The following is a 21320-nucleotide window of genomic DNA, read 5'->3' as shown; positions in this document are numbered from 1 at the left end:
AGATGCGCTAAACAGGGTGTCGCATCATTTTGCAAGGAGTGAGCGCATGGATTGGCCACGACTGGGCGGCACGGGCGACCACGAGACGCTGGCGATCCTCCATCTCGCGAGCCAATTGGTCGGCAAGCTCAAGGTCGCGCACAGCCCGTGGGTCAATCATGGCTGGCACCTCGCGCTGCACCCGGTGCCCGAGGGACTGGCGATGCAGCCGATCGATGCCGACGGGCGGCGGTTCACGCTGACGCTCGACCTGTGTCGCCATGTCATCGCGCTCAAGACCAATAACGGCACCGAGGATGCGATCGAGCTGGCGGCAGACAACATCGCGACGCTGCACCGGCGCTTCGTCTCGATGCTTGAGCGCCACGGTCTGCCGAGCCGCTTCCATCACACGCCCAACGAGGTCGAGAACGCGGTGCGTTTTTCTGCCGATCTTTCGCCCCGCAGCTACGATCCCGAGGTTGCGGCGCGGTTTCGCGAGGCGCTGGTCGCGATGGTGCCGGTCTTCGATAGCTACCGCGCGGGCTTTACCGGCAAGTCGAGCCCGACCCATTTCTTCTGGGGCAGCTTCGACTTGGCGGTGACTCGTTTTTCGGGACGCGACGCGCCCGAACATCCGGGCGGAGTGCCCGGCCTGCCCGACCGCATCACGCGCGAGGCCTATTCGGACGAGGTTGAAAGCTGCGGCTTTTGGGGCGGCGGCGTGGTCGAGGCCGAGCCCTTCTTCTACGCCTACGCCTATCCCCAGCCCGACCAGTATCGCCAGTGCAGCATTGCGCACGGCAAATGGTCCGACGAGTTCGGGGAATGGGTGCTACCCTATGACGAGGTCCGCAGCGTCAACGACCCGGCGGCGATGCTCGACGAATTTCTCGACAGCGCTTACCGGGCGGCGGCCGACACGGGCGAGTGGGAGCGCGAGCGGCTCGAGAGAAAGCCCGTCGCGCCCTAGTCGGCGAGGAAGGGATAGGGCGAAATCGTCTTGCGGGTCTCGTCGATCGCCAGCTGATGGCCGGCGGGCGGGGTCGCGCGATAGGCGCAATCGAGCCGCGGGCAAATGGCGCAGGCCGGCCCCACCGGGGTCGCCATTCCCTTGGCGAGGTCGAGCCCCTCGGCATAGGCCAGCCGCGAGGCGTGGCGGACGTGGCAGCCAACGCCGATCGCGAGCAGATGATCGTCGGTCAGCGTCGGGCGGATCGGCCGCTCGATCGTGCGACAGAAGGTGAAATAGCGCTCGCCGTCGGGGGTTTCGATCAGCTGGGTGATCGTCTTGCCCGGCGTCTGGAAGGCGAGGTGGAGGAGCCAGCGCGGGCAGGTCCCACCATAATGCGAGAAGGGAAAGCTTTCCCCCGCATAGCGCTTCGACACGTTGCCCGCCGGATCAACTCGTAGCATGAAGAAGGGCACGCCCTCCGCGCCGGTCCGACCCATGGTGGTCAGGCGGTGCGCGACCTGTTCGACGTTGACGTTATATTCGCCGCACAGCGGATCGAGCGCATAACCGTGCCGCTCGGCGCTCTCGAGAAAGCGACCATAGGGCATCAGGATCGCGCCCGCGGCATAGTTGGCGAGGCTCATGTGGAGCAGGCGCGCCACGCCCTCGTCGGACGGCGCGGCCTCCTGCACCATCCGCGTCAGGATAGCGTCGAATTCGAGCAAGGAGAGCTGGTAGGCGAGCCCGAAGGCGCGGTTTTCTGGCCGCAGCAACGCATTGAGGAACAGGGTGCGGCGCGAGCGATCATAAGCCTGCGTCGCGCCGCCCAGATCGGTCGAACTGGCAATCTCGACATTGACACCGAACGCGTCGCGCAGCCGGTGACACAGGGTGTCGATCATGGTGAGGCGATTGGCGAGCGCGCCGCCGACCGTCTCTGCGGCTTCCTCGAGCGCGGGGAAATGGTTGCGATGCGCCTGGATATGATCGCGCACCCAGGTCTCGGGGGTGATCAGCGAGCGCGGGTCCGACGTGTCGCTGGGCGACTGCCGCCGCGCGGTTTCGGTCAGCGTCGTATAGAGCCGCCCGATCGCCTCGGCGATACCCGGCGAATGGTCGGACAGGTCGAGAATGTCCTGCCGCCCGATATCGAGGTCGGCGAACAGCGCGTCGGAAAAAATCTCCGACAGCTGGTCGGGGCCGGCGAGCTCACCGCCCTCGGCCGCGAACTGGCGCACATTGATGTCGAACGTCTCGGCGAGGCGCAGGAGCACCGTGGCGGTGACCGGCCGCTGGTTGCGCTCGAGATGGTTGAGATAGCTCGCCGAGATGCCGAGCTTGCCCGCCATGTCGACCTGCTTGAGCTTGAGGTCGCGGCGAAGGCGACGCAGGCGGGCGCCGAGGAAGAGCTTGCGAGCCGGTTTCATAATGAAATCTGTGCAACTCTTTACAAGTTGCACAAGTCAATTCTTGTCAACTTCTCCCTTTTCGCTGGTGCAACATGGAGGAAAGCGCGGTTTCGTGGGCCTATTCACTGTCACGAAGAGGCTTGCCATGACCCAGTTTTCCGATCTCGTTGCCGCTCCCGACGGCCGTTTCGACGGCATCACCCGCCCCTACGATCCCGAAACGGTGGAGAAATTGCGCGGCAGTTTCGTCCCTGATTCGTCGCTCGCACGCAAAGGTGCGCTCAAGCTGTGGGAGCGCCTGAAGGATGACGAGCCGGTGCGCGCGCTGGGGTCGGTCACAGGCAACCAGGCGATGCAGATGGTGCGTGCGGGGCTCGAGGCGATCTACCTCTCGGGCTGGCAGGTCGCGGCCGACGCCAACCAGGCGGGGGCCATGTATCCCGACCAGTCGCTCTATCCCGCAAACAGCGGGCCCGAGCTCGCGCGCCGGATCAACAAAACGCTGCAGCGCGCCGACCAGGTCGAGCATAGCGAGGGCGGCACACAGCGCGACTGGTTCGCGCCGATCGTGGCCGATGCCGAAGCCGGGTTCGGCGGGCCGCTCAACTGCTTCGAGATCATGAAGGCCTATATCGAGGCGGGCGTCGCGGGGGTCCATTTCGAGGACCAGCTGGCAAGCGAGAAAAAGTGCGGGCACCTGGGCGGCAAGGTGCTCATCCCGACGCAGGCGGCGGTGCGCAATCTCGACGCGGCGCGGCTGGCGGCGGACGTGATGGGCGTGCCGACGCTGATCGTGGCGCGCACCGATGCGGAAAGCGCCAAGCTGATCACCTCGGACATTGACGAGCGCGACCGCAAATTCCTGACCGGCGAGCGCACGCCCGAAGGCTTCTTTCGCCTGAAGGATGGCACGGGGCTCGAGCATTGCATCGCGCGCGGGCTGGCCTTTGCCGAGCATGCCGACCTGTTGTGGTGGGAAACGAGCCACCCCGATCTCGACGAGGCGCGCCAGTTCGCCGAGGCGATCCACGCCGAATATCCGGGCAAGCTGCTCGCCTATAATTGCTCGCCGAGCTTCAATTGGGCGGCCAAGCTCGACCCCGATACGATCGCCAACTTCCAGGCCGAACTGGGCCGCATGGGCTACAAGTTCCAGTTCGTCACGCTGGCGGGTTTCCACGCGCTCAATCACGGCATGTTCGAGCTGGCCAAGGGCTACAAGGCGCGCGGCATGGCGGCATACTCGGCGCTGCAGCAGGCCGAATTCGCCTCCGAAACCGACGGCTATACCGCGACGCGCCACCAGCGCGAGGTCGGCACCGGCTATTTCGACGCGGTGACCAACGCGCTCGCGGCGGGACAGGCCTCGACTACCGCGCTGTCGGAATCGACCGAAGCCCAGCAATTCGCCACCGCGTAACGAGGAGACCAGCGATGAACCAACAGCTCTATTGGGTGGTCGGGGGCGACTATGCCGACGCCGACTTCACGACCATGATCCCCGAGACCGCGCGCGTGGCGGGACCCTTTGCCGACGCGGCGAAGGCGAAGAAGGAATGGACCCGGCTGACCTTCAACGACAATGGCTGCCGCAGTGCGACGACGCGCTATGCGATCGCCACCGGCACGACGGTGCTGCCGCGATGAGCGCGGTGCTGGAACGGCCGCGCGCGATTGCGGCGGCATCGACTGTCGAGCGGGCTGACCATGTGCTGACGCACGAGGCGCTCGACCTGGTGGCGGAGCTGCATGCGCGGTTCGACGAGCGGCGCAAGGCGCTGATCGCGGCGCGGGCGGAGCGGCAGGCGCGATACGATGCGGGCGAACTCCCCGACTTTCGCGCCGACACGCGCGACATTCGGAAAAGCGACTGGACGGTGGGTGCAATCCCGCCCGCGCTCCAGGACCGCAAGGTCGAGATTACCGGGCCGACCAACGCGAAGATGGTCATCAACGCGCTCAACTCGGGCGCGCGGGTGTTCATGGCGGACTTCGAGGATGCGACCGCGCCGGGGTTCGACGAACTCGTCGCGGGGCAGCGCAATCTCAAGGATTATTGGCGCGGCACACTGGCCTATGACGATCCGCGCACGGGCAAGGCCTATCGCGTAGCGCCCGACCCGGCCGTGCTGATCGCGCGGGTGCGCGGGCTGCATCTGTTCGAGGCGCATGTAACGGTCGAGGGCGCGCCGGTGGCGGGGGCCTTCTTCGATGCCGCGCTCTACCTGATCCACAACGCGCATGCGGCGCTGGCGCGGGGCGCCGGGCCCTATCTCTACCTCCCCAAGCTGGAGACGATGGAGGAGGCTGCGCTGTGGAGCGACGTGCTGGCGCTCGTCGAGGAGCGGCTGCAGCTGCAGCGCGGGACCATCAAGGTCACGGTGCTGATCGAGACGATCGATGCGGCGTTCCAGATGGACGAAATTCTTCACGCGCTGAAGGAGAATATCGTCGGGCTCAATTGCGGGCGCTGGGACTATATCTTCTCGTACATCAAGCGGCTGGGGCGCAGCGCCGACCGGCTGACCCCCGATCGCGGGGCGATGACGATGGATCGCGCCTTTCTCGCTGCCTATGCCGAGCGGCTGGTGGCGACCTGTCATCGGCGCGGGGCCTTCGCGATGGGGGGCATGAGCGCCTTCATCCCGGTCAAGGGCGACGAGCAGGCGAACGCGGCCGCCTTCGCCAAGGTGCGTGCCGACAAGGAGCGCGAGGTCGCGATCGGGCATGACGGCAGCTGGGTCGCGCATCCAGGGCTGGTCGCGACCGCGTTCGAGACCTTCGAAAAGGTCGAGGGCTCCAACCAGATGGACGTGATGCCCGACACAGTGCCAGGTCGCGAGGCGCTGCTCGAGCTGCACGAGGGGCCGCGGACCGAGGCGGGCGTGCGCGAGAATATTCGCGTCGCCGTGCAATATGTCGCGGCGTGGCTCGGCGGGGCGGGGGCGGTGCCGCTCTACAACCTCATGGAAGACGCGGCGACGGCGGAAATCTGCCGCACGCAGCTGTGGCAGTGGCTACGCTTCGAAGCCGAGATTGACGACGAACGGCGGCTGACCCGCGACCTGTTCGAACACTGGTTCCAGGAAGAGATGCTGGCGCTGGGCGACGGGGCGCATATCGCGGCGGCGGGAGCGCTGGTCTACGAGCTGGCGACCGCGCGCGAGCCCGCCGAGTTCCTGACCCTCCCGGCCTACCGAATGTTGGTGGCGTAGGCGTACAAAAAGGGCGCCGGGATTATCTCCCGGCGCCCTTCATGTTCGCTAGTCGCGGTGGGCTTAGGCGACGGCCTTCTTGGCCTGCTCGACGATACCCTTGAACGCTTCCGGCTCGTGCATGGCGATGTCGGCCAGGACCTTGCGGTCGAGATCCATGCCGCCAACCTTCAGCGCGTGCATGAAGGTGCCGTAGGTCATGCCTTCGGCGCGAACCGCAGCGTTGATGCGCTGGATCCACAGAGCGCGGAAGTTCCGCTTTTTGACCTTGCGGTCGCGATAGGCGTACTGGCCGGCCTTTTCGACCGCCTGGCGCGCGATGCGGATGGTGTTCTTGCGACGGCCATAATAGCCCTTCGCCGATTTCAGCAGCCGCTTGTGCTTGGCGCGCGTGGTGACGCCGCGTTTAACTCGTGCCATCTGTCCGTCTCCTTACTTGAGGCCGTAGGGCGCCCACTGCTTCACCGTCTTGGCGTCGCAGTCCGCGAGCACCTTGGTGCCACGGTTGGAGCGGATGTACTTGGCGTTGTGCGAGATCAGGCGGTGGCGCTTACCAGCGACGCCGGCCTTGATCTTGCCGGTAGCGGTCATCTTGAAGCGTTTCTTGACGCCGCTCTTGGTCTTCAGTTTCGGCATTTTCGTCTCCTATGTTGCCCCTTGCTCACGCGCGGGACGACGATTTCAACCTGCCACGGCAGCCTTCATGGCCGGACCGGTCGGATTTCCAATGATTTGGAAGATCGGGGGCGCACATAGAGGGCGCCCACCGATTCTGCAAGCCTTGTGAAGGGAATAGCGTCCCTAGTCGAACAGGCTCGACACGCTGCTCTCGTCGGCGATGCGGCTGATCGCCTCGCCGAAGAGCGGGGCGATGGTGAGTTTGCGGATCTTGCCGTCGGTGCCCATGCCCTCGTGGTGGATCGAATCGGTGACGACCACCTCGGTCAACTCCGACTTGTTGATCCGGTCCTCCGCCGCGCCCGACAGGACGCCGTGCGAGCAATAGGCCATGACTTCGGTGGCGCCCTGTTCGCGCATCGCGGCGGCGGCGTTGCACAGCGTCCCGCCCGAATCGACGATATCGTCGACGAGGATGCAGGTGTGCCCTTCGACGTCGCCGATGATGTTCATCACTTCGCTTTCGCCCGCGCGCTCGCGGCGCTTGTCGACGATGGCCAGCGGCGCGTTGTCGAGCCGCTTGGCGAGGCTGCGCGCACGGACCACCCCGCCGACGTCGGGCGAGACGATCATGAGCTTCTTGTCACCGTAGCGCGCCATGATGTCGGCGGCCATCACGGGGGCTGCCCAGAGGTTGTCGGTCGGAATGTCGAAGAAGCCCTGGATCTGCCCGGCGTGGAGATCCATCGTCAGCACGCGGTCGGCGCCCGCGGTGGTGATGAGGTTGGCGACCAGCTTGGCCGAGATCGGCGTGCGGGGCCCGGGCTTACGGTCCTGGCGGGCATAGCCGAAATAGGGAAGCACTGCGGTGATGCGCTTGGCCGAGGCGCGGCGCAACGCGTCGATCATGATGAGCAATTCCATCATGTTGTCGTTGGCCGGATAGCTGGTCGACTGGACCACGAACATGTCCTGCCCGCGCACGTTTTCGAGCACTTCGACGAAGATTTCCTCGTCCGCGAAGCGCTTCACGCTGGCTTCGGTAAGGGGAATTTCAAGATAGTCGGCGATCGCTTTTGCAAGCGGCTCGTTCGAATTGCCGGCCAGCAGTTTCATGAGTGCAAAGTCCCCTGTTCGCGCGTTGGCGAATCTTTAGGGGGCGGCGCGTCGAACCGCAACCGCTTGTGACGGTGTCACGACATGGGCTAGCGGGGGAGCGATGAAAATCGCACTTGCCCAGATCGACCAGCGGGTCGGCGACATTGCGGGGAACGTGGAGGCGATGCTCGAGTGGCGCGCGAAGGCGGCGGACGCGGGCGCGGACCTCGTCATGTTTCCCGAGCTGCAGATCACCGGCTATCCGCCCGAGGACTTGGTGCTCAAGCCGGGCTTCGTCGCGGCGGCGATGGAGGCGAGCGAGCGGCTGGCGGACGCGACGGCGGATGACGGGCCGGCCATCCTGTTCGGCTCGATCCACGGCCGCGCGGGCGCTGCCTACAACACGGTGCTGCTGGCCGAGAACGGCAAGGTTCTTGCGCGCCGATTCAAGCACGAGCTTCCCAATTACGGCACGTTCGACGAACTGCGCGTGTTCCGCCCGGGACCGCTGCCCGAGCCGATCGAATGGCGCGGAGTGAAGCTGGGCGTGCCGATCTGCGAGGACATCTGGCTCGAGCCGGTGTGCCAGTACCTGAAGGCGGCGGGTGCCGAGATATTGTTGGTCCCCAACGGCAGCCCCTACGAGCTCAACAAGGACGAAATCCGGCAAGCGCTGGCGATGGAGCGGGTGACCGAAACCGGCCTGCCGCTCGCCTATCTCAACCGTGTCGGCGGGCAGGACGAGCTGGCGTTCGACGGGTCGAGCTTCGTGGTCAATCGCGGCGGCAAGATCGTCGTGCAGATGCGCGAGTGGGACGAGGCGCTGACGATTACCGAATGGGCAAAGGGCGACGACGGCTGGGCGTGCACGACCGAAAGCATCGAGCCGCTCGATCCCTATCCCGAAGACGTCTATCACGCGATGATGGTGGGGCTGGGCGATTACGTGACCCGCAATCGCTTCCCCGGCGTGATCATCGGCCTGTCGGGCGGGATCGACAGCGCGCTGACCGCGGCGGTCGCGGTCGATGCGCTGGGCGCGGACAAGGTGTGGTGCGTGATGATGCCGTCCGATTACACCAGCTCGGACAGTCTCGAGGACGCCAAGGCCTGCGCCGAAATGCTGGGCGTCAAATACGACATCATCCCGATCAAGCCCGGCGTCGAGGCGATGCACGAGATGCTCGATGGCGTCGACGGGCTGGCGGCGGAGAATATCCAGTCTCGGCTACGCATGGTCACGCTGATGGCGCTGTCGAACGAACACGGTCATATGCTGGTGACGACCGGCAACAAGAGCGAGATGAGCGTGGGCTATGCGACGCTCTACGGTGACATGTCGGGTGGCTATAATCCGCTGAAGGACGCCTACAAGACGACGGTGTTCGAGTTGTCGCGCTGGCGAAACGCCAAAAAGCCGCGCCGTGCGCTGGGGCCCGACGGGCCGGTGATGCCGGTGCGGATCATCGAGAAACCGCCGAGCGCGGAGCTGCGCCCCGACCAGAAGGACGAGGACAGCCTGCCGCCTTATGCCAAGCTCGATCGGATGCTCGAGGCGCTGGTCGAGGACGAAGTATCGGTGGGCGAGGCGGCGCGGATCACGGGGGTCGATGTGGAGACGGTGCGCGAGATCGAGCGCAAGCTGCTGATCGCCGAATATAAGCGCCGCCAGGCCCCGCCAGGGGTCAAGATCGGTCGCCGCAATTTCGGTCGCGACCGACGCTATCCGATCACCAACTTCTATCGCTCGGGCAGCTGACGCTGGACAGGCGCGGCGTGCTGGGCAAAGTTCGCATGCATCATTGGGGAGGAATGACGACCATGAAGAAACTGGTACTGATCGCGGGCGTGTTCGCACTGGCCTCGTGCGGCGAGGAGGCCGCGCCGGTCGAAGAGGCTCCGGTCGAGGAAGAAGAGACCGTGACCGAGCGTCCGGCGATGGAAGATATCGAGCTGGAGGGAAGCTGGAATCTCGTCGGGTTCGCGGCGGAGTCCATTCCCGCGACGGTCAACATGACCATCACCGCGACGGGCGACCGGTTCGCTGTGCGCTCGAGCTGCGCGAACATGAGCTGGCCTTACACGGTCAACGGCAACATCATCGAAACGGGCGAGGGTTCGGGCGACAAGTCGGGCTGCGCGGGCGACCGCACAACTTGGGAATATTCGATCGCCAAAATCGTCCGCGACGCCAATATCGTGATGAGCGCGGGCGAGAACCAGATCTCGATGTCGGGACCGGGCGGCTCGATGACGCTCGAAAAAGCGGGCTGAGGTGAAGCGGGCGGCGGTCCTCTCATTGGCGATCGCCGCCTGTTCGCCCCAGGCGGAAAGCCCGCCTCCTGCAGTAGAAGAAGAGCGCGCAGACGCCGCTTCGGAAGGGCTCGAGGCCCTCCCGATCGGGGCGCGGGCGCCTGTCTCGATCGAGGGCGAATGGCGACTTGCCGGGATCAACGGCGAGGTGGTCGATCTCGATCGCGCCGTCACGGCCTCGATCAGCGACGAGTGGATCGTGTTCCGGTCGGATTGCGTGGTGATATGGCGCTTCTACGCCCTAAGCAGGACCTTGCTGCGCGTGCCTCCCAAACCCGATGTCGAGCGAGACCCCGATCGGTTAGAAAACTATCCCCCGCCCAGCTGCCTGCGACCGCTCAGCGAGGTCGAGCGTGCCGTTCAGTCGGCGCTCGTCGAGGCCGACACCGCCTACCGGCTGCCCGACGGGGCGCTGGTGCTCGACGGGCCGGGCGGGAGCCTGACCCTCTTCACGCAATAGGCGCGCCGCGCTAGGGCGCGATCCATGAAAACGCGTTTCGCTCCCTCGCCCACCGGGCGGCTGCACGTCGGCAATATCCGCACGGCGCTGCACAATTATCTTTTCGCGAAGAAAGAGGGCGGGACGTTTCTCCTGCGGCTCGACGATACCGATGCGGCGCGCTCGACACAGGAATATGCCGATCTCATCGAGGCCGATCTCGAATGGCTCGGCCTGGCGCCCGACGAGACGATGCGCCAGTCGGATCGCTTCGACGCCTACGAGGCGGCGTTCGACAAGCTGCGCGAGGCGGGGCGGATTTATGCCTGCTACGAAACGCCCGAAGAGTTGGAGCTGCGCCGCAAGGTCTTGCTGGGGCGTGGATTGCCGCCGGTCTACGAGCGCAAGGACCCTGACGCGGGGATTCCAGAGGGTCGCAAGCCGCACTGGCGGTTCAAGCTGTCGCATGACGCGGTGATCGAATGGGATGACCTGGTCCGCGGGCCGCAGAAATTCGATCCCAAGTTGATCAGTGATCCGGTCGTGCGGCGCGAGGATGGCAGCTGGCTCTACATGCTGCCGAGCGTGGTCGACGATATCGACACGGGCGTCACGCATATCGTGCGCGGTGAGGATCATGTCACCAACAGCGCGGTGCAGTTGCAGATGTTCGACGCGCTTGGCGCGGATCGGCCGCAGCTGGCGCACGAGGCGCTGCTGGTGGCGGCGGAAGGCAAATTGTCCAAGCGGCTGGGCTCGACGGGTGTCGGCACGATGGAAGAGCGCGGGCTCGAACCGATGGCGCTGCTTTCGCTGCTCGCGCGGATCGGGACGTCGCAGCCGGTCGAACCGGTGGCGGACCTCGACACGTTGGCCGAAGGTCTCGACTTCGCGCATTTCGGCCGCGCGCCGGCGCGCTTCGACTGGGACGAGGTCGAGACGCTCAATGCCAAGCTGCTCCACGCGATGGACTTCGATGCCGTCGCCGACCGCCTGCCCGCGCGGATCGCCGAGCGCGAATGGAATGCGCTGCGCGGCAATCTCGCGCATCTCGGTGAAGCCAAGGAGTGGGTGCCGATCTTGCACGGCACGATCGATCCGCCTGCAATCGCCGATGAGGATCGCGACTTCCTAAAGCAGGCGGCAGATGTCGCCGACGGGCTCGAGTGGGACGATGGCGTATGGAAGGCGCTGACCTCGGCGCTCAAGGACGAGACGGGGCGCAAAGGCAAGTCGCTCTTCATGCCGCTCCGCCTCGCGTTGACCGGGCGCAGCTCGGGGCCCGAGATGGCTGCACTTCTGCCGCTGATCGGAAAGAAGCGGGCGCTCGAACGGCTCGGTGGCTAATCGCAACCGACGCGTTCAGCTTGGGGCAACAATGATATAGTGTATCATGATTCTCGGAAGGGAGAATCAGTATGCTTGCCTATGCCCCGCCCCGCGAGAGCGCCAGAAAATCGCCCTCGGTCCTCACCATCGTCATCGGGATCCATGTCGCCGGCCTTGCCGCGTTGATGGCGGCCAACCCGCAATTCGTGACGACGGTCCTGCCCGACAATCCCGAAGTTCGTTTCGTCCCGCAGTCCGAACCGCCGCCGCCACCCGATCCGGTGCCGCCGCAGTCGAGCGTGCAGCAGCCGACGACACAGGCGCTGCCGACCCCGCCCATCGCGCTGGTCCCGCTGCCGATCGACGGGCCGACCATCGCGACCGACACTTTCATCGACATCGCGCCGCCGGCCGAGGTCGGGACGGTTGTCGACCTGCCCAATTTGGGCACACCCGCCCCGGTCCGCACCGAAGGGAGGCTCAAGACGCCGCCCCATCGGCTCAAGCCCGAATATCCCGCGTCCAAGCGCCGGCTGGGCGAGGAAGCGGTGCTGCGCCTCCGGCTCGACATCGACGCGGTCGGGCGCGTGACCAAGGTGACCCCGCTGGGAAGCTTCGACAGCGCCTTCCTGTCGTCCGCCGAACGCCACATCCTGCGCCACTGGCGCTACGAGCCCGCGACGCTCGGCGGGGATGCGATTGCCGACACCACGGTCGTGTCGCTCGAGTTCAAGCTCGACGACTGACCCTCTCGTGCGCCAGGCGGTGGTGCGCTCACCGCTTGGCGCGCGGGACCATCGCGGCTAGGACGTTGAAACCATGTCGTTCATGCCCCCGCTGCACAGCCCCAAGGCTGCCTTCAAGGACCTGCTGGCCTTCCTGCGCCAGCGCAGTCCGGAAAAGACGATCGGCCTGTTCCTGGCGATCCTGACGACCATCGTGATCGTAATCCTGTTCTTCGTCGATTCAAAGTACAACACCGCGCCGCCGCCCACGATTACCTATGTCGAGAGCTGGCCCGAGAATCGCTCGGATGAAGAGATCATCGCGCAGCAGCAGATCGACCAGGCGGAGAAGGATCGCGCGCTTGAAGAGCGGCGTCGGCAGTTCCAGGAACTCGAAGACTTCAACAATAGTATCGGGCTTTGATGAGCGCGGCTGACCAGGCCTTCATGGATCGAGCGATCGCGCTGGGGAGCGCTGCACGCGGGACGACCGCGCCCAACCCCAATGTCGGCTGCGTGATCGTCAAGGATGGCGAGGTTGTCGGCGAGGGTGCGACCGCGCCCGGCGGGCGACCGCATGCGGAGGCGGTGGCGCTCGGGCAGGCTCGCGAGAACGTCAAGGGCGCGACGCTCTACACCACGCTCGAACCCTGCGCGCACGAAAGCGAGCGCGGCCCGACCTGCGCGACGATCATCCCCGAAGCGGGCATCCGCAAAGTCGTCGCCGCGATCGTCGACCCCGACACGCGCACCGCGGGCAAGGGGCTCGCCATGCTGCGCGAGGCAGGGGTCGAAGTTGTCGAGGGCGTCGGGGCCGAGGATGCGGAGGCGAGCCTCGAAGGCTTTTTGATGCGGATCCGGCATGGCCGCCCTTTCGTGACGCTCAAGCTGGCGCTGTCGATCGACGGCAAGATCGCGCTGCCGTCGGGCGAATCGAAATGGATTACGGGCGAGGATGCGCGCGCGCACGTCCATGTCGTGCGAAGCCAGGCCGACATGATCCTTGTCGGGCGCGGGACGCTGGTTGCCGACACGCCATCGCTCGACGTGCGCTTGCCCGGGCTCGAGGATCGCAGTCCCCGCCGCGCGGTGCTGACCGGCGGCAATGGCGAGGAGGGTTGGGAAATCCTGTCGTCGCCGGAAGCGATTCACGACCTCGAAAACGTCAACGACCTGATGGTCGAGGGCGGGTCGGGCGCGGCGACCGCGTTTCTCAAGGCCGACCTGGTCGATCGCATCCTGATCTATCGCGCCCCGATCCTGATCGGCGAGGGAAAGTCGAGCGTCGGCTATATCGGGCTCGACCAGATCGCCGATGCGCATGGACGGTGGCGCGCGGGGACGCCCAGGGTTCTTGGCATCGACCGGCTCGAAGTCTACGAGCGGGTGCGAGAGGAGTAGGCCTATCTTCACCGGCATCATCACCGACATCGGGACCGTGCGCAGCGCCGAGCAGCGGGGCGACCTTCGGCTGACCATCGGCTGCGGCTATGACATGGACAGCGTCGATCTCGGCGCGTCGATCGCCTGCTCGGGCGCCTGCCTGACCGTGGTCGACAAGGGCGACGACTGGTTCGCGGTCGATCTGTCGGCCGAAACGGTCTCGAAGACCGCAAAGGGCCTGTGGGACGAGGGCGCGAAGCTCAATCTCGAACGCGCGCTCAAGGTCGGCGACGAGCTGGGCGGCCATATCGTCACGGGCCATGTCGACGGCGTCGGCGAGGTGACCAAAGTCGTCGAGGACGGCGATTCGATGCGCGTGACGATCGCGGCCCCGGCAGCGCTTAGTCCTTATTTTGCAGCGAAGGGGTCGATCACGCTCGATGGGGTCTCGCTAACGGTCAACGAGGTCGAGGGCGCAAACTTCTCGGTCAACATCATCCCGCACACGGCAGACCATACGACCTTTGCCGGGATGACAGCCGGACGACAGCTCAATATCGAAATCGACATTCTTGCGCGCTACCTCAAGCGCATGATGGACAGCCGGATGTGATCATTTTGGGAAAATTCCCAATCTAGCTCTTCCGAATCACATTGTGGTGTGATAGCGGCCTCGCCATGTCCATTGCCCTCATCGAGAAAGTCACCGCGCTCGTCTCGTCTGGCGAAATGAGCCGCGCCGGGCTGGCACGCGCTGCCGGCCTCCATCCCAACTCGCTGCGCAAGATCGGCGCCGACGACTGGAACCCGACCGCCGACACGCTCGGCCGGCTCGAGAAATTCCTCTCGGGCGGCAAGAGCGACGTGCTGGTCGGCGCGGAGGCGATCATCGACGAAGCGCGCAACGGGCGCATGTATATCCTGGTCGACGATGACGATCGCGAGAATGAGGGCGACCTGATCATCCCAGCACAGATGGCGACCCCCGACGCGATCAACTTCATGGCGCGGCATGGGCGCGGGCTGATCTGCCTGTCGCTGACCAAGGAACGGGTCGACCAGCTCGGCCTCCCGCCGATGGCGAGCGTGAATCGCGAGAGCATGCAGACCGCCTTCACCGTCTCGATCGAGGCGAAGGAAGGCGTGACGACCGGTATCAGCGCCGCCGACCGCGCGCGCACCATTTCGGTCGCGATCGACGGCACCAAGGGGCCCGACGATATCGTGACGCCGGGCCACGTCTTTCCGCTCACCGCCAATCCGGGTGGGGTGCTGGTGCGCGCCGGGCATACCGAAGCCGCGGTCGACGTCTCGCGGCTGGCGGGGCTCAACCCGTCGGGCGTGATTTGCGAAATCATGCGCGAGGACGGGACGATGGCGCGGCTCGACGACCTGATCGATTTTGCCGCGACCCATAACCTCAAGATCGGCACCATCCGCGACCTCATTGCCTATCGGCTGAAGAAGGATCACATGGTGGTCGAGGTGTCGGAGACGCGTTTCCAGTCGTCGACGGGCGCCGCGTGGCACGCGCGCGTTTTCCGCGACAAGGCGACGGGCGCCGAGCAAATGGCGCTGGTCCATGGCGACATCGATGGCGACGAGCCGACGCTGGTGCGCATGCACAGCCTCGACCTGTTCGCCGACGTGCTGGGCGAGCAGGGTCCCAAGACCGGGCAGCTGCAGGGCGCGATGCGGATGATCGAAAAGGAAGGCGCGGGCGTCGTGGTGGCGCTCCATGCCGCCGACCCGGGTTCGCTCAGCCGCTCGACCGACCTGCGCTCGGGCAAGGCGCCGGGCAATCCTGAAGCGCTACGCAGCTATGGCGTCGGTGCGCAGATCCTCGCCGCGCTGGGCATTCACGACATGATCCTCCTGTCCAACACCCGCCACTCGCCGGTCGCGCTCGACGGTTACGGGCTGGCCATCGTCGAAGAGCGCAAGATCGAGATGGAAGGCTGACCATGGCGCATGTCCTTATTGCCGAAGCGCGGTTCTACGATGACCTCAACGACCAGCTGCTCGACGGCGTGCGCGCCGCGATCGAGGAAGCGGGGCACAGCCATGAAACGGTGACCGTTCCGGGCGCGCTCGAGCTGCCCGCGACCGTGGCGATGGCGGCGGAGACCGGGCGCTACGACGCCTATGTCGCGGTCGGCGTGGTCATTCGCGGCGAGACCTATCATTTCGAAATCGTGGCGGGCGAAAGCGCGCGCGGGCTGCTCGCACTCACCATGGACGGGCTGGCGATCGGCAACGGCATCCTGACCGTCGAGAATCGCGATCAGGCCGAGGTTCGCGCCAATCCGGCGAAAAAGGACAAGGGCGGCGAAGCGGCCAAGGCCGCGCTTGCCCTGCTCGCACTCAAGGAAAAATTCGCGGCCTAGCGCTCGACTTCGAGCCAGATCTCGTTGCGGCGCAGCGGACCCGGCATGGCGGGCGAGTTGTAGAAGGCGTAGAGCGGCGCGCTGCCGATCGGCGTGAGTCCTTGGGCCTCGACCCACCCGGCGAGACGCTTTTCCTGCTCCGCGAAATCAACCTCTTCGGGCTTGCCGTCGAAACGGACGATGGCGACGCGGCGTGCGGCGGCATGGTCGAGTTTCACCCCGATCGGCGGGTCGGGCAGTTCGGCGCGCGCCCAGTCGGGGGGCATGACGAAGCCGATGGTCCAGGTCTCGTTGCCCGACAGCTGCTGGAGCACGGGCACCGTCATCGGCACCTCGTCGCCGTCATGGCTGCGCGCGAAGATATAGTCGGCGAGCATCTTGAAGCCCGACTTGATCGCGGTGCGTCGGTCGCCGACGGCGATGGTCTCGGCGATCCACAGGCTACCATAGTCGCGGACGGCAAAGTCGCCTTCCTCCATGACGTCGGCATAATCGGGCTCGGGCGTGTTCTTCTCGCGCATCAGGAAACGCGCGCCGCCGACCAGCGCGATCCCGGCGACAAGCCCGCCGCCGATCACCCATTTCTTCCAGTCGCGGCCTGATTTCTCGGTCATGCTTCCACCTCTTCGAGGGTCGGATAGTCGATATAGCCTTCGGCGCCCCGACTATAAAAGCTCTTCACGTCCCAATCGTTGAGCGGCGCGTCCTCACGGAAGCGGCGGACGAGGTCGGGGTTGGAGATGAAGGGCCGGCCAAAGGCGATGAAGTCGCAAATGCCCTGGTCGAGCAAGGCCTGCCCGCTGTCGGCACCGAGGTCGCTATTGAGCCCCATCGCGCCCGAAAAGACCTTGCGCATGGCCGGGCTGACGCGCTCGTGCTCGGCTTCGACGAAGCTGCTGCTGTCGCCCGGCTCGCGCATTTCGAGCCAGCTGACGCCGACCTCTTCGAGCGCTCTGGCGGCGGCAACGAAGAGCTTCTCGGGCTCGGGAAAGTCGCAGCCATTGACCTCGCCGATGGGTGAAAGGCGGATGCCGGTGCGTCCGCCCCCGACGGCCGAAACCACGCCATCACAGACGTCGCGCAGGAAGCGGACGCGGCCTTCGATGTCGCCGCCATACTCGTCGTCGCGCTCGTTGGCGCGCAGGAACTGGTCGATCAGATAGCCATTGGCGCCGTGGATCTGCACGCCGTCGAACCCGGCCGCCATCGCGTTGCGCGCGGCGTGGGCATAGTCCTCGACGACGCGCGCAATCTCGTCGACCGAGAGCGCGCGTGCCTCGACCGGATCCTTCTTGCCCTCGTAGGTGTGTAGACGGTGCGGGCCCGCGGTTGCGGAGGCCGAGACGGGTTGGCCGCCGCCAAGGTCGGGATGGACCAGTCGTCCCATGTGCCACAGCTGCGCGACGATCCTGCCGCCCGCCTCGTGCACCGCCTCGGTAACCGGCTTCCACCCCTCGACCTGCGCTTCGCTCCATAGGCCGGGCGCGTACGGCCAGCCGAGCCCCTCGCGCGAGATACCGGTGGCTTCGGTAATGATCAGCCCGGCCGAGGCGCGCTGGCGATAATATTCGACCGCGAGGTCGGAATGGACGCCATCCTTGTCGGCGCGGCCACGCGTGAGCGGTGCCATGACGATACGGTTGGGGCAGTCGATGTCACCGATGGCGACGGGATCGAACAATGAGGGCAATGCAGTCTCCTTTCCAAGGGGAATGCCTCACTTTCCCGCTTGTTTCCATCGGCGCGCAAATGCACGGGGTTGGCATGGGCGCGCGATTCTCCTCACCTGCCATTGCATTCGCGGCGCTGATGACCGCGTCGGCGGCGCTGGCGCTGGGTCCGTGGCTGGTCCGCGCGGCCGAGGTGGGCGCGGTGGCGGCGGGCTTCTGGCGCTTGTCGCTGGCAGTGCCGATGCTGGGTGCGCTAGCGCTGGCGCTCGGCCAATCGCTCGCGCCGCCGCCAGGACGGTTGCTTGGGTTGCTGGCGCTGGGGGCCTTCTTCTTCGCCGCCGATCTCGCCGCGTGGCACGAGGGCATCCACCTGACCAAAATGGGCAATGCGACGCTGTTCGGAAACTTCGGCAGCTTCATGTTTGCGGTTTACGGGCTGGTGCTCGCGCGGCGCTGGCCGCACGTCCGCCAGGTGGCGGCGCTCGCGCTGGCGGTGCTCGGCGCGGTGGCGCTTCTCTCCAGCAGCCTCGAACTCGGTCTCGACCATGTCCATGGCGACCTGCTGAGCCTCGCGGCGGGCATTCTCTATGGCCTCTATCTGATCGCGGTCGACAAGGTCCGTCCGGAAATGGAGCCGCTGCCGCTGATCTTCTGGGCCAGCCTGTTCGGCAGCCTCTTCATCCTGCCCATGGCAATGGCGACCGGAGAGCCGCTGGTGCCCGGGCGTTGGGATATCGTGGCGCTGCTGGCGCTCTCCAGCCAGGTCGTCGGGCAGGGGCTGCTGATCTTCGCAATCGGGCGCTTGCCGCAACTGGTGATCGGGCTCGGCCTGATCGCGCAGGTTGCGGTGTCGGCGGGGTTAGGCTGGTTGATCTACGAGGAGGCCTTTGCACCGCTCGACTGGATCGGCGCTGCCGCGATCGTGGTCGCGCTTGTCATCGTACGCTTGCGAAAACCGCCCATCGTCCCCATGTCCGGGTCATGACACCGCTCGAGAAGATCCGCGCCGAGCTGGCGCTCAAGGTCGGCGAGAACGCCGTGTTCGACGGCTGGAAGCAGGAAGCGGTCGATAGCGCCGCAGCCCAGCTCGACATCGACCGGGACAAGGCGCGACTAGCCTTTCCGAAGCGGCCCGAGGCGATGGTCGCGGCGTGGATCGAGGCGGTCGACGCCGAAATGGCGCGGCGCCAGCCGCCCGAGAAACTGGCCGACCTGCGGGTCACCGAGCGTATCCGCACGCTGATCTGGACGCGGCTTGAAATTGCGGGCGACGCGCGCGAAGCGGTTCGCCAGGGCCTTTCGATCCTGTCCATGCCGCAAAATATCGGGCTCGGCCTCTCCACCGCCTGGCACAGCGCCGACGTGATGTGGCGGCTCGCGGGCGATACCGCGACCGACTTCAATCATTATTCGAAGCGGACAATCCTTGCGGGTGTCTATGGCGCGACGCTCCTGAGCTGGCTAGACGATGACAGCGAAGGCTGGACCGAAACCGCCGCCTTCCTCGACCGGCGGCTCGCCGATGTCGGCAAGTTCGAGAAACTGAAGGCGCAATGGCGCAAGGGTCAGGCGCGCCGTCCCAGTTTCGTGCGCTTCGCCGGCCGCCTGCGCTACCCGCCGCGTTAAAAGACTCGCCAGCACCCGCTGTTATTGATAATCAGTCGCAAATGACTGAGATGACGCCCTGTGACGCGCTGGCGCTCGACCAGCTTCCCCTCGGGACCGCTGCGACGGTTGCTGCGATCGACTGGGCGGGGCTCACCGATGGCGATGCGATGCGATTGAAGCATTTCGGCTTTGACGAGGGGGTACGGGTCGAACCGCTCCACCTCGGCCCGTTCGGGCGCGATCCGCTGGCCATCAAGGTCGGGCGCATGACCGTCGCCATCCGCCGCCGCCACGCCGCGGCCGTCAAAGTCGTCCCCCTCGCTGCGTGAGCTGACATGAGAACGATTGCCGTCGCCGGTAACCCCAATGCCGGCAAGTCCGCCTTGTTCAACGCGCTCACCGGCGCGCGGCAGAAGGTCGGCAATTATCCCGGCGTGACGGTCGAACGCCATGTCGGACGGCTGGTGCTCGACGGCGCTGGCGAGACACGCATCGTCGACCTTCCCGGCGCCTACGGGCTTGAGGCGAGCAGCCCTGACGAGGAAGTCACCCGCTCGGTCCTGCTCGGCGAACGTGAATATGAGGACAAGCCCGATGCGCTGGTCATCGTGCTCGATGCCTCGAACCTCGACAATCACCTGCGGTTCGCGCTCGAGCTGATCGACCTGCGCATCCCGACCGTGGTCGCGCTCAACATGATCGACCTCGCCGCGCGCGACGGGCTCGAACTCGACGCTGCCAAGCTGTCGGCAGAATTGGGCGTGCCGGTCGTCGAGACCGTGGCGGTCCGTCGCCGCGGGCTCGACCAGCTCAAAGCCGCGATCGGCGAGGCGCTTGCGCATCCCAAAGACGCCAAGGCGGACGAACATTTCCCCGACGAAGCGATCAATCGCCAGCGGCGCGCGCGCGACATTGCACTGGCCTCGATCGTCTCGGAAACCCCGGTCCGGCGCATGACGCACCGGCTCGACGGGCTGTTCCTGCATCCGATTGCAGGCCCGATCATCCTCGCCGTCATCCTGTTCACCATTTTCCAGGCGGTGTTCGCCTGGGCAGCGCCGCCCGCCGATTTCCTCGAAGGCGCGGTGATCGGCATGGGCGAATGGGTCGCGGCAACGCTCCCCGACAGCTGGTTCAAGTCGATGATCATCGACGGGCTGTTCGCGGGGGTGGGCGCGGTGGTCGTCTTCCTGCCGCAGATCCTGATCCTGTTCCTCTTCATCCTCGTGCTCGAAAGTTCGGGCTACATGGTCCGCGCCGCCTTCCTGATGGACCGGCTGATGGGCTCGGTGGGCCTTAACGGGCGCGCGTTCATCCCACTCCTATCGAGCTTCGCCTGTGCGGTCCCGGGTATCATGGCTACGCGCACGATCGACGATCCGAAGGACCGGCTGACGACGATCCTGATTTCGCCGCTGATGACCTGCAGCGCACGACTTCCCGTCTATGCGCTGATCATCGCCGCCTTCATCCCTAATCGCGATGTCGGCCCCGGCATCGGGCTGCAGGGGCTGGTGCTGTTCGGGCTTTATGTCGCGGGCATATTGGGCGCGCTCATCGTCGCGCTCGTGCTGCGCAAGTTCGTGGTAAAGGGCACGGGCGGCGGCTTCCTGATGGAGCTGCCCAAATACCAGATGCCCATCATTCGCGACGTGCTCATTGGATTGTGGCAGCGCGCGATGATCTTTTTGAAGCGCGCGGGCACGATCATTCTCGCAACGACTATCATCCTGTGGGCGCTGGCCAGCTTCCCCAAGGCGGGGCCGGGCGAAAGCCAGGTCGAAGCCTCGATCGCGGGCAAGATCGCCACCGGGATCGAAGTCGTGGTCGAGCCCATCGGCTTCAACCGCGACATCAGCCTCGCCCTGCTGCCCGCGATGGCGGCGCGCGAAGTGGCGGTCGCGGCGATCGGCACGGTCTACGCGCTCGATGCGGAAGAGGATGAGGGGTTGCAGACGCTCGAGGAGCGGCTCGCGGGCCGCTGGAGCCTCGCGACCGCGCTGGCCTTCCTCGCCTGGTTCGTGTTCGCGCCGCAATGCATCTCGACCATCGCGGTGACCAAGCGCGAGACGAACGGGTGGAAATGGCCGCTCTTCATGACCGGTTATTTGTTCGCGATCGCCTATGTCGCGGCGGGCATCACCTATTGGACCGCTGTAGCCTTCGGCCTAGGATAGGCCCGAAGGCTCAGG

General features: G+C 65.8%; 24 protein-coding genes. 18 read left to right on the top strand and 6 right to left on the bottom strand.

Translation table 11 applies throughout. From position 1 onward, the window contains the following. Window positions 1-46 precede the first annotated feature (46 nt). Window positions 47-952, top strand: a complete 906-nt coding sequence (locus tag KTQ36_RS01185) for a DUF5996 family protein (RefSeq protein ID WP_218631954.1) — start codon at window positions 47-49, stop codon at window positions 950-952. On the opposite strand, the gene KTQ36_RS01180 is transcribed toward KTQ36_RS01185, so the two are convergent. Next, a complete protein-coding gene (locus KTQ36_RS01180; RefSeq protein ID WP_218631953.1) occupies window positions 949-2361 on the bottom strand; it encodes a helix-turn-helix domain-containing protein in 1413 nt (470 codons plus the stop codon). The two genes, KTQ36_RS01185 and KTQ36_RS01180, sit on opposite strands and share 4 nt — an antisense overlap. Before the next feature lie 127 nt (window positions 2362-2488). Here KTQ36_RS01180 and aceA point away from each other — a divergent pair, with 127 nt between their 5' ends. From aceA to aceB, 3 genes are read left to right on the top strand one after another with little or no spacing between them, the layout of a single operon-like run. Continuing rightward, a complete protein-coding gene (gene aceA, locus KTQ36_RS01175) occupies window positions 2489-3763 on the top strand; it encodes an isocitrate lyase (RefSeq protein WP_218631952.1) in 1275 nt (424 codons plus the stop codon). A 14-nt stretch (window positions 3764-3777) separates the two neighbouring features. After that, complete coding sequence (locus KTQ36_RS01170) at window positions 3778-3990, top strand: DUF4170 domain-containing protein (protein WP_218631951.1); 213 nt, start codon at window positions 3778-3780, stop codon at window positions 3988-3990. Continuing rightward, window positions 3987-5558, top strand: a complete 1572-nt coding sequence (gene aceB, locus KTQ36_RS01165) for a malate synthase A (RefSeq protein WP_218631950.1) — start codon at window positions 3987-3989, stop codon at window positions 5556-5558. The genes KTQ36_RS01170 and aceB overlap by 4 nt, the downstream gene beginning before the upstream one ends. Before the next feature lie 63 nt (window positions 5559-5621). Here the strand turns inward: aceB and rplT are convergent, their stop codons facing one another. From rplT to KTQ36_RS01150, 3 genes are all read right to left on the bottom strand, one after another. Continuing rightward, window positions 5622-5978: a 50S ribosomal protein L20 gene (rplT, locus tag KTQ36_RS01160; RefSeq protein ID WP_218631949.1), complete on the bottom strand. Its 357-nt coding sequence runs from the start codon at window positions 5976-5978 to the stop codon at window positions 5622-5624. Between the two features lie 12 nt (window positions 5979-5990). After that, complete coding sequence (gene rpmI / locus KTQ36_RS01155; RefSeq protein WP_218631948.1) at window positions 5991-6194, bottom strand: 50S ribosomal protein L35; 204 nt, start codon at window positions 6192-6194, stop codon at window positions 5991-5993. 165 nt (window positions 6195-6359) lie between these two features. Then, window positions 6360-7292: a ribose-phosphate pyrophosphokinase gene (locus KTQ36_RS01150; RefSeq protein WP_218631947.1), complete on the bottom strand. Its 933-nt coding sequence runs from the start codon at window positions 7290-7292 to the stop codon at window positions 6360-6362. A gap of 103 nt (window positions 7293-7395) precedes the next feature. Here KTQ36_RS01150 and KTQ36_RS01145 point away from each other — a divergent pair, with 103 nt between their 5' ends. The 10 genes from KTQ36_RS01145 (at window position 7396) to ribH (ending at window position 15850) form a co-directional block, all read left to right on the top strand. Next, window positions 7396-9033 carry an NAD+ synthase gene (locus KTQ36_RS01145; protein ID WP_218631946.1) on the top strand — a complete coding sequence of 546 codons (1638 nt, stop codon included), beginning with the start codon at window positions 7396-7398 and terminating at the stop codon, window positions 9031-9033. Between the two features lie 62 nt (window positions 9034-9095). After that, window positions 9096-9548: an META domain-containing protein gene (locus KTQ36_RS01140; RefSeq protein WP_218631945.1), complete on the top strand. Its 453-nt coding sequence runs from the start codon at window positions 9096-9098 to the stop codon at window positions 9546-9548. A gap of 1 nt (window position 9549) precedes the next feature. After that, window positions 9550-10047: a hypothetical protein gene (locus KTQ36_RS01135; RefSeq protein ID WP_218631944.1), complete on the top strand. Its 498-nt coding sequence runs from the start codon at window positions 9550-9552 to the stop codon at window positions 10045-10047. A 24-nt stretch (window positions 10048-10071) separates the two neighbouring features. Continuing rightward, a complete protein-coding gene (locus tag KTQ36_RS01130) occupies window positions 10072-11373 on the top strand; it encodes a glutamate--tRNA ligase (RefSeq protein ID WP_218631943.1) in 1302 nt (433 codons plus the stop codon). Window positions 11374-11444: 71 nt separating this feature from the next. Beyond that, window positions 11445-12101: an energy transducer TonB gene (locus tag KTQ36_RS01125; RefSeq protein ID WP_218631942.1), complete on the top strand. Its 657-nt coding sequence runs from the start codon at window positions 11445-11447 to the stop codon at window positions 12099-12101. A 73-nt stretch (window positions 12102-12174) separates the two neighbouring features. After that, entirely contained in the window at window positions 12175-12504 is a 330-nt protein-coding gene (locus tag KTQ36_RS01120; protein ID WP_218631941.1) for a hypothetical protein, read from the top strand. Beyond that, a complete protein-coding gene (gene ribD, locus KTQ36_RS01115; protein WP_345777646.1) occupies window positions 12504-13481 on the top strand; it encodes a bifunctional diaminohydroxyphosphoribosylaminopyrimidine deaminase/5-amino-6-(5-phosphoribosylamino)uracil reductase RibD in 978 nt (325 codons plus the stop codon). Before KTQ36_RS01120 ends, ribD begins: the two co-directional genes overlap by 1 nt. 4 nt (window positions 13482-13485) lie before the next feature. Further along, the gene (locus KTQ36_RS01110; RefSeq protein ID WP_218633762.1) at window positions 13486-14076 is read left to right on the top strand and encodes a riboflavin synthase; all 591 of its coding nucleotides are present in this window, start codon (window positions 13486-13488) and stop codon (window positions 14074-14076) included. 65 nt (window positions 14077-14141) lie between these two features. After that, complete coding sequence (gene ribB, locus KTQ36_RS01105; RefSeq protein WP_218631940.1) at window positions 14142-15425, top strand: 3,4-dihydroxy-2-butanone-4-phosphate synthase; 1284 nt, start codon at window positions 14142-14144, stop codon at window positions 15423-15425. Between the two features lie 2 nt (window positions 15426-15427). Then, window positions 15428-15850: a 6,7-dimethyl-8-ribityllumazine synthase gene (gene ribH / locus KTQ36_RS01100; protein WP_218631939.1), complete on the top strand. Its 423-nt coding sequence runs from the start codon at window positions 15428-15430 to the stop codon at window positions 15848-15850. Here ribH and KTQ36_RS01095 read toward each other — a convergent pair. Further along, on the bottom strand, window positions 15847-16464 hold the full coding sequence (locus KTQ36_RS01095) for an SOUL family heme-binding protein (RefSeq protein WP_218631938.1): 618 nt from the start codon (window positions 16462-16464) through the stop codon (window positions 15847-15849). The two genes, ribH and KTQ36_RS01095, sit on opposite strands and share 4 nt — an antisense overlap. After that, complete coding sequence (locus tag KTQ36_RS01090; protein ID WP_218631937.1) at window positions 16461-17540, bottom strand: alkene reductase; 1080 nt, start codon at window positions 17538-17540, stop codon at window positions 16461-16463. Before KTQ36_RS01090 ends, KTQ36_RS01095 begins: the two co-directional genes overlap by 4 nt. A 74-nt stretch (window positions 17541-17614) precedes the next feature. Here KTQ36_RS01090 and KTQ36_RS01085 point away from each other — a divergent pair, with 74 nt between their 5' ends. From KTQ36_RS01085 to feoB, 4 genes are read left to right on the top strand one after another with little or no spacing between them, the layout of a single operon-like run. Continuing rightward, a complete protein-coding gene (locus tag KTQ36_RS01085; RefSeq protein WP_218631936.1) occupies window positions 17615-18505 on the top strand; it encodes a DMT family transporter in 891 nt (296 codons plus the stop codon). Next, on the top strand, window positions 18502-19146 hold the full coding sequence (locus tag KTQ36_RS01080) for a COQ9 family protein (RefSeq protein ID WP_218631935.1): 645 nt from the start codon (window positions 18502-18504) through the stop codon (window positions 19144-19146). The genes KTQ36_RS01085 and KTQ36_RS01080 overlap by 4 nt, the downstream gene beginning before the upstream one ends. A 41-nt stretch (window positions 19147-19187) precedes the next feature. Further along, window positions 19188-19457 (top strand): FeoA family protein, encoded by a 270-nt coding sequence (locus tag KTQ36_RS01075; RefSeq protein WP_255553926.1) that lies wholly within the window; start codon window positions 19188-19190, stop codon window positions 19455-19457. A gap of 6 nt (window positions 19458-19463) precedes the next feature. Then, window positions 19464-21305, top strand: coding sequence for a ferrous iron transporter B (gene feoB / locus KTQ36_RS01070; RefSeq protein ID WP_218631934.1), 1842 nt, complete (start codon window positions 19464-19466; stop codon window positions 21303-21305). The last annotated feature ends 15 nt before the right edge of the window (window positions 21306-21320 follow it).

It is taken from the genome of Sphingomicrobium clamense, from assembly GCF_019264355.1.
Classification (GTDB): domain Bacteria; phylum Pseudomonadota; class Alphaproteobacteria; order Sphingomonadales; family Sphingomonadaceae; genus Sphingomicrobium; species Sphingomicrobium clamense.
Note: the sequence above shows the minus strand (reverse complement) of the source record. Positions and strands in the feature narration are given on the sequence as shown.

Bases quoted from the DNA above. Each gene is read 5' to 3' on its own strand.
- KTQ36_RS01185 (WP_218631954.1), top strand. From the start codon at position 47: ATGGATTGGCCACGACTGGGCGGCACGGGCGACCACGAGACGCTGGCG.
- KTQ36_RS01180 (WP_218631953.1), bottom strand. From the start codon at position 2,361: ATGAAACCGGCTCGCAAGCTCTTCCTCGGCGCCCGCCTGCGTCGCCTT.
- aceA (WP_218631952.1), top strand. From the start codon at position 2,489: ATGACCCAGTTTTCCGATCTCGTTGCCGCTCCCGACGGCCGTTTCGAC.
- KTQ36_RS01170 (WP_218631951.1), top strand. From the start codon at position 3,778: ATGAACCAACAGCTCTATTGGGTGGTCGGGGGCGACTATGCCGACGCC.
- aceB (WP_218631950.1), top strand. From the start codon at position 3,987: ATGAGCGCGGTGCTGGAACGGCCGCGCGCGATTGCGGCGGCATCGACT.
- rplT (WP_218631949.1), bottom strand. From the start codon at position 5,978: ATGGCACGAGTTAAACGCGGCGTCACCACGCGCGCCAAGCACAAGCGG.
- rpmI (WP_218631948.1), bottom strand. From the start codon at position 6,194: ATGCCGAAACTGAAGACCAAGAGCGGCGTCAAGAAACGCTTCAAGATG.
- KTQ36_RS01150 (WP_218631947.1), bottom strand. From the start codon at position 7,292: ATGAAACTGCTGGCCGGCAATTCGAACGAGCCGCTTGCAAAAGCGATC.
- KTQ36_RS01145 (WP_218631946.1), top strand. From the start codon at position 7,396: ATGAAAATCGCACTTGCCCAGATCGACCAGCGGGTCGGCGACATTGCG.
- KTQ36_RS01140 (WP_218631945.1), top strand. From the start codon at position 9,096: ATGAAGAAACTGGTACTGATCGCGGGCGTGTTCGCACTGGCCTCGTGC.
- KTQ36_RS01130 (WP_218631943.1), top strand. From the start codon at position 10,072: ATGAAAACGCGTTTCGCTCCCTCGCCCACCGGGCGGCTGCACGTCGGC.
- KTQ36_RS01125 (WP_218631942.1), top strand. From the start codon at position 11,445: ATGCTTGCCTATGCCCCGCCCCGCGAGAGCGCCAGAAAATCGCCCTCG.
- KTQ36_RS01120 (WP_218631941.1), top strand. From the start codon at position 12,175: ATGTCGTTCATGCCCCCGCTGCACAGCCCCAAGGCTGCCTTCAAGGAC.
- ribD (WP_345777646.1), top strand. From the start codon at position 12,504: ATGAGCGCGGCTGACCAGGCCTTCATGGATCGAGCGATCGCGCTGGGG.
- ribB (WP_218631940.1), top strand. From the start codon at position 14,142: ATGTCCATTGCCCTCATCGAGAAAGTCACCGCGCTCGTCTCGTCTGGC.
- ribH (WP_218631939.1), top strand. From the start codon at position 15,428: ATGGCGCATGTCCTTATTGCCGAAGCGCGGTTCTACGATGACCTCAAC.
- KTQ36_RS01095 (WP_218631938.1), bottom strand. From the start codon at position 16,464: ATGACCGAGAAATCAGGCCGCGACTGGAAGAAATGGGTGATCGGCGGC.
- KTQ36_RS01085 (WP_218631936.1), top strand. From the start codon at position 17,615: ATGGGCGCGCGATTCTCCTCACCTGCCATTGCATTCGCGGCGCTGATG.
- KTQ36_RS01080 (WP_218631935.1), top strand. From the start codon at position 18,502: ATGACACCGCTCGAGAAGATCCGCGCCGAGCTGGCGCTCAAGGTCGGC.
- KTQ36_RS01075 (WP_255553926.1), top strand. From the start codon at position 19,188: ATGACTGAGATGACGCCCTGTGACGCGCTGGCGCTCGACCAGCTTCCC.
- feoB (WP_218631934.1), top strand. From the start codon at position 19,464: ATGAGAACGATTGCCGTCGCCGGTAACCCCAATGCCGGCAAGTCCGCC.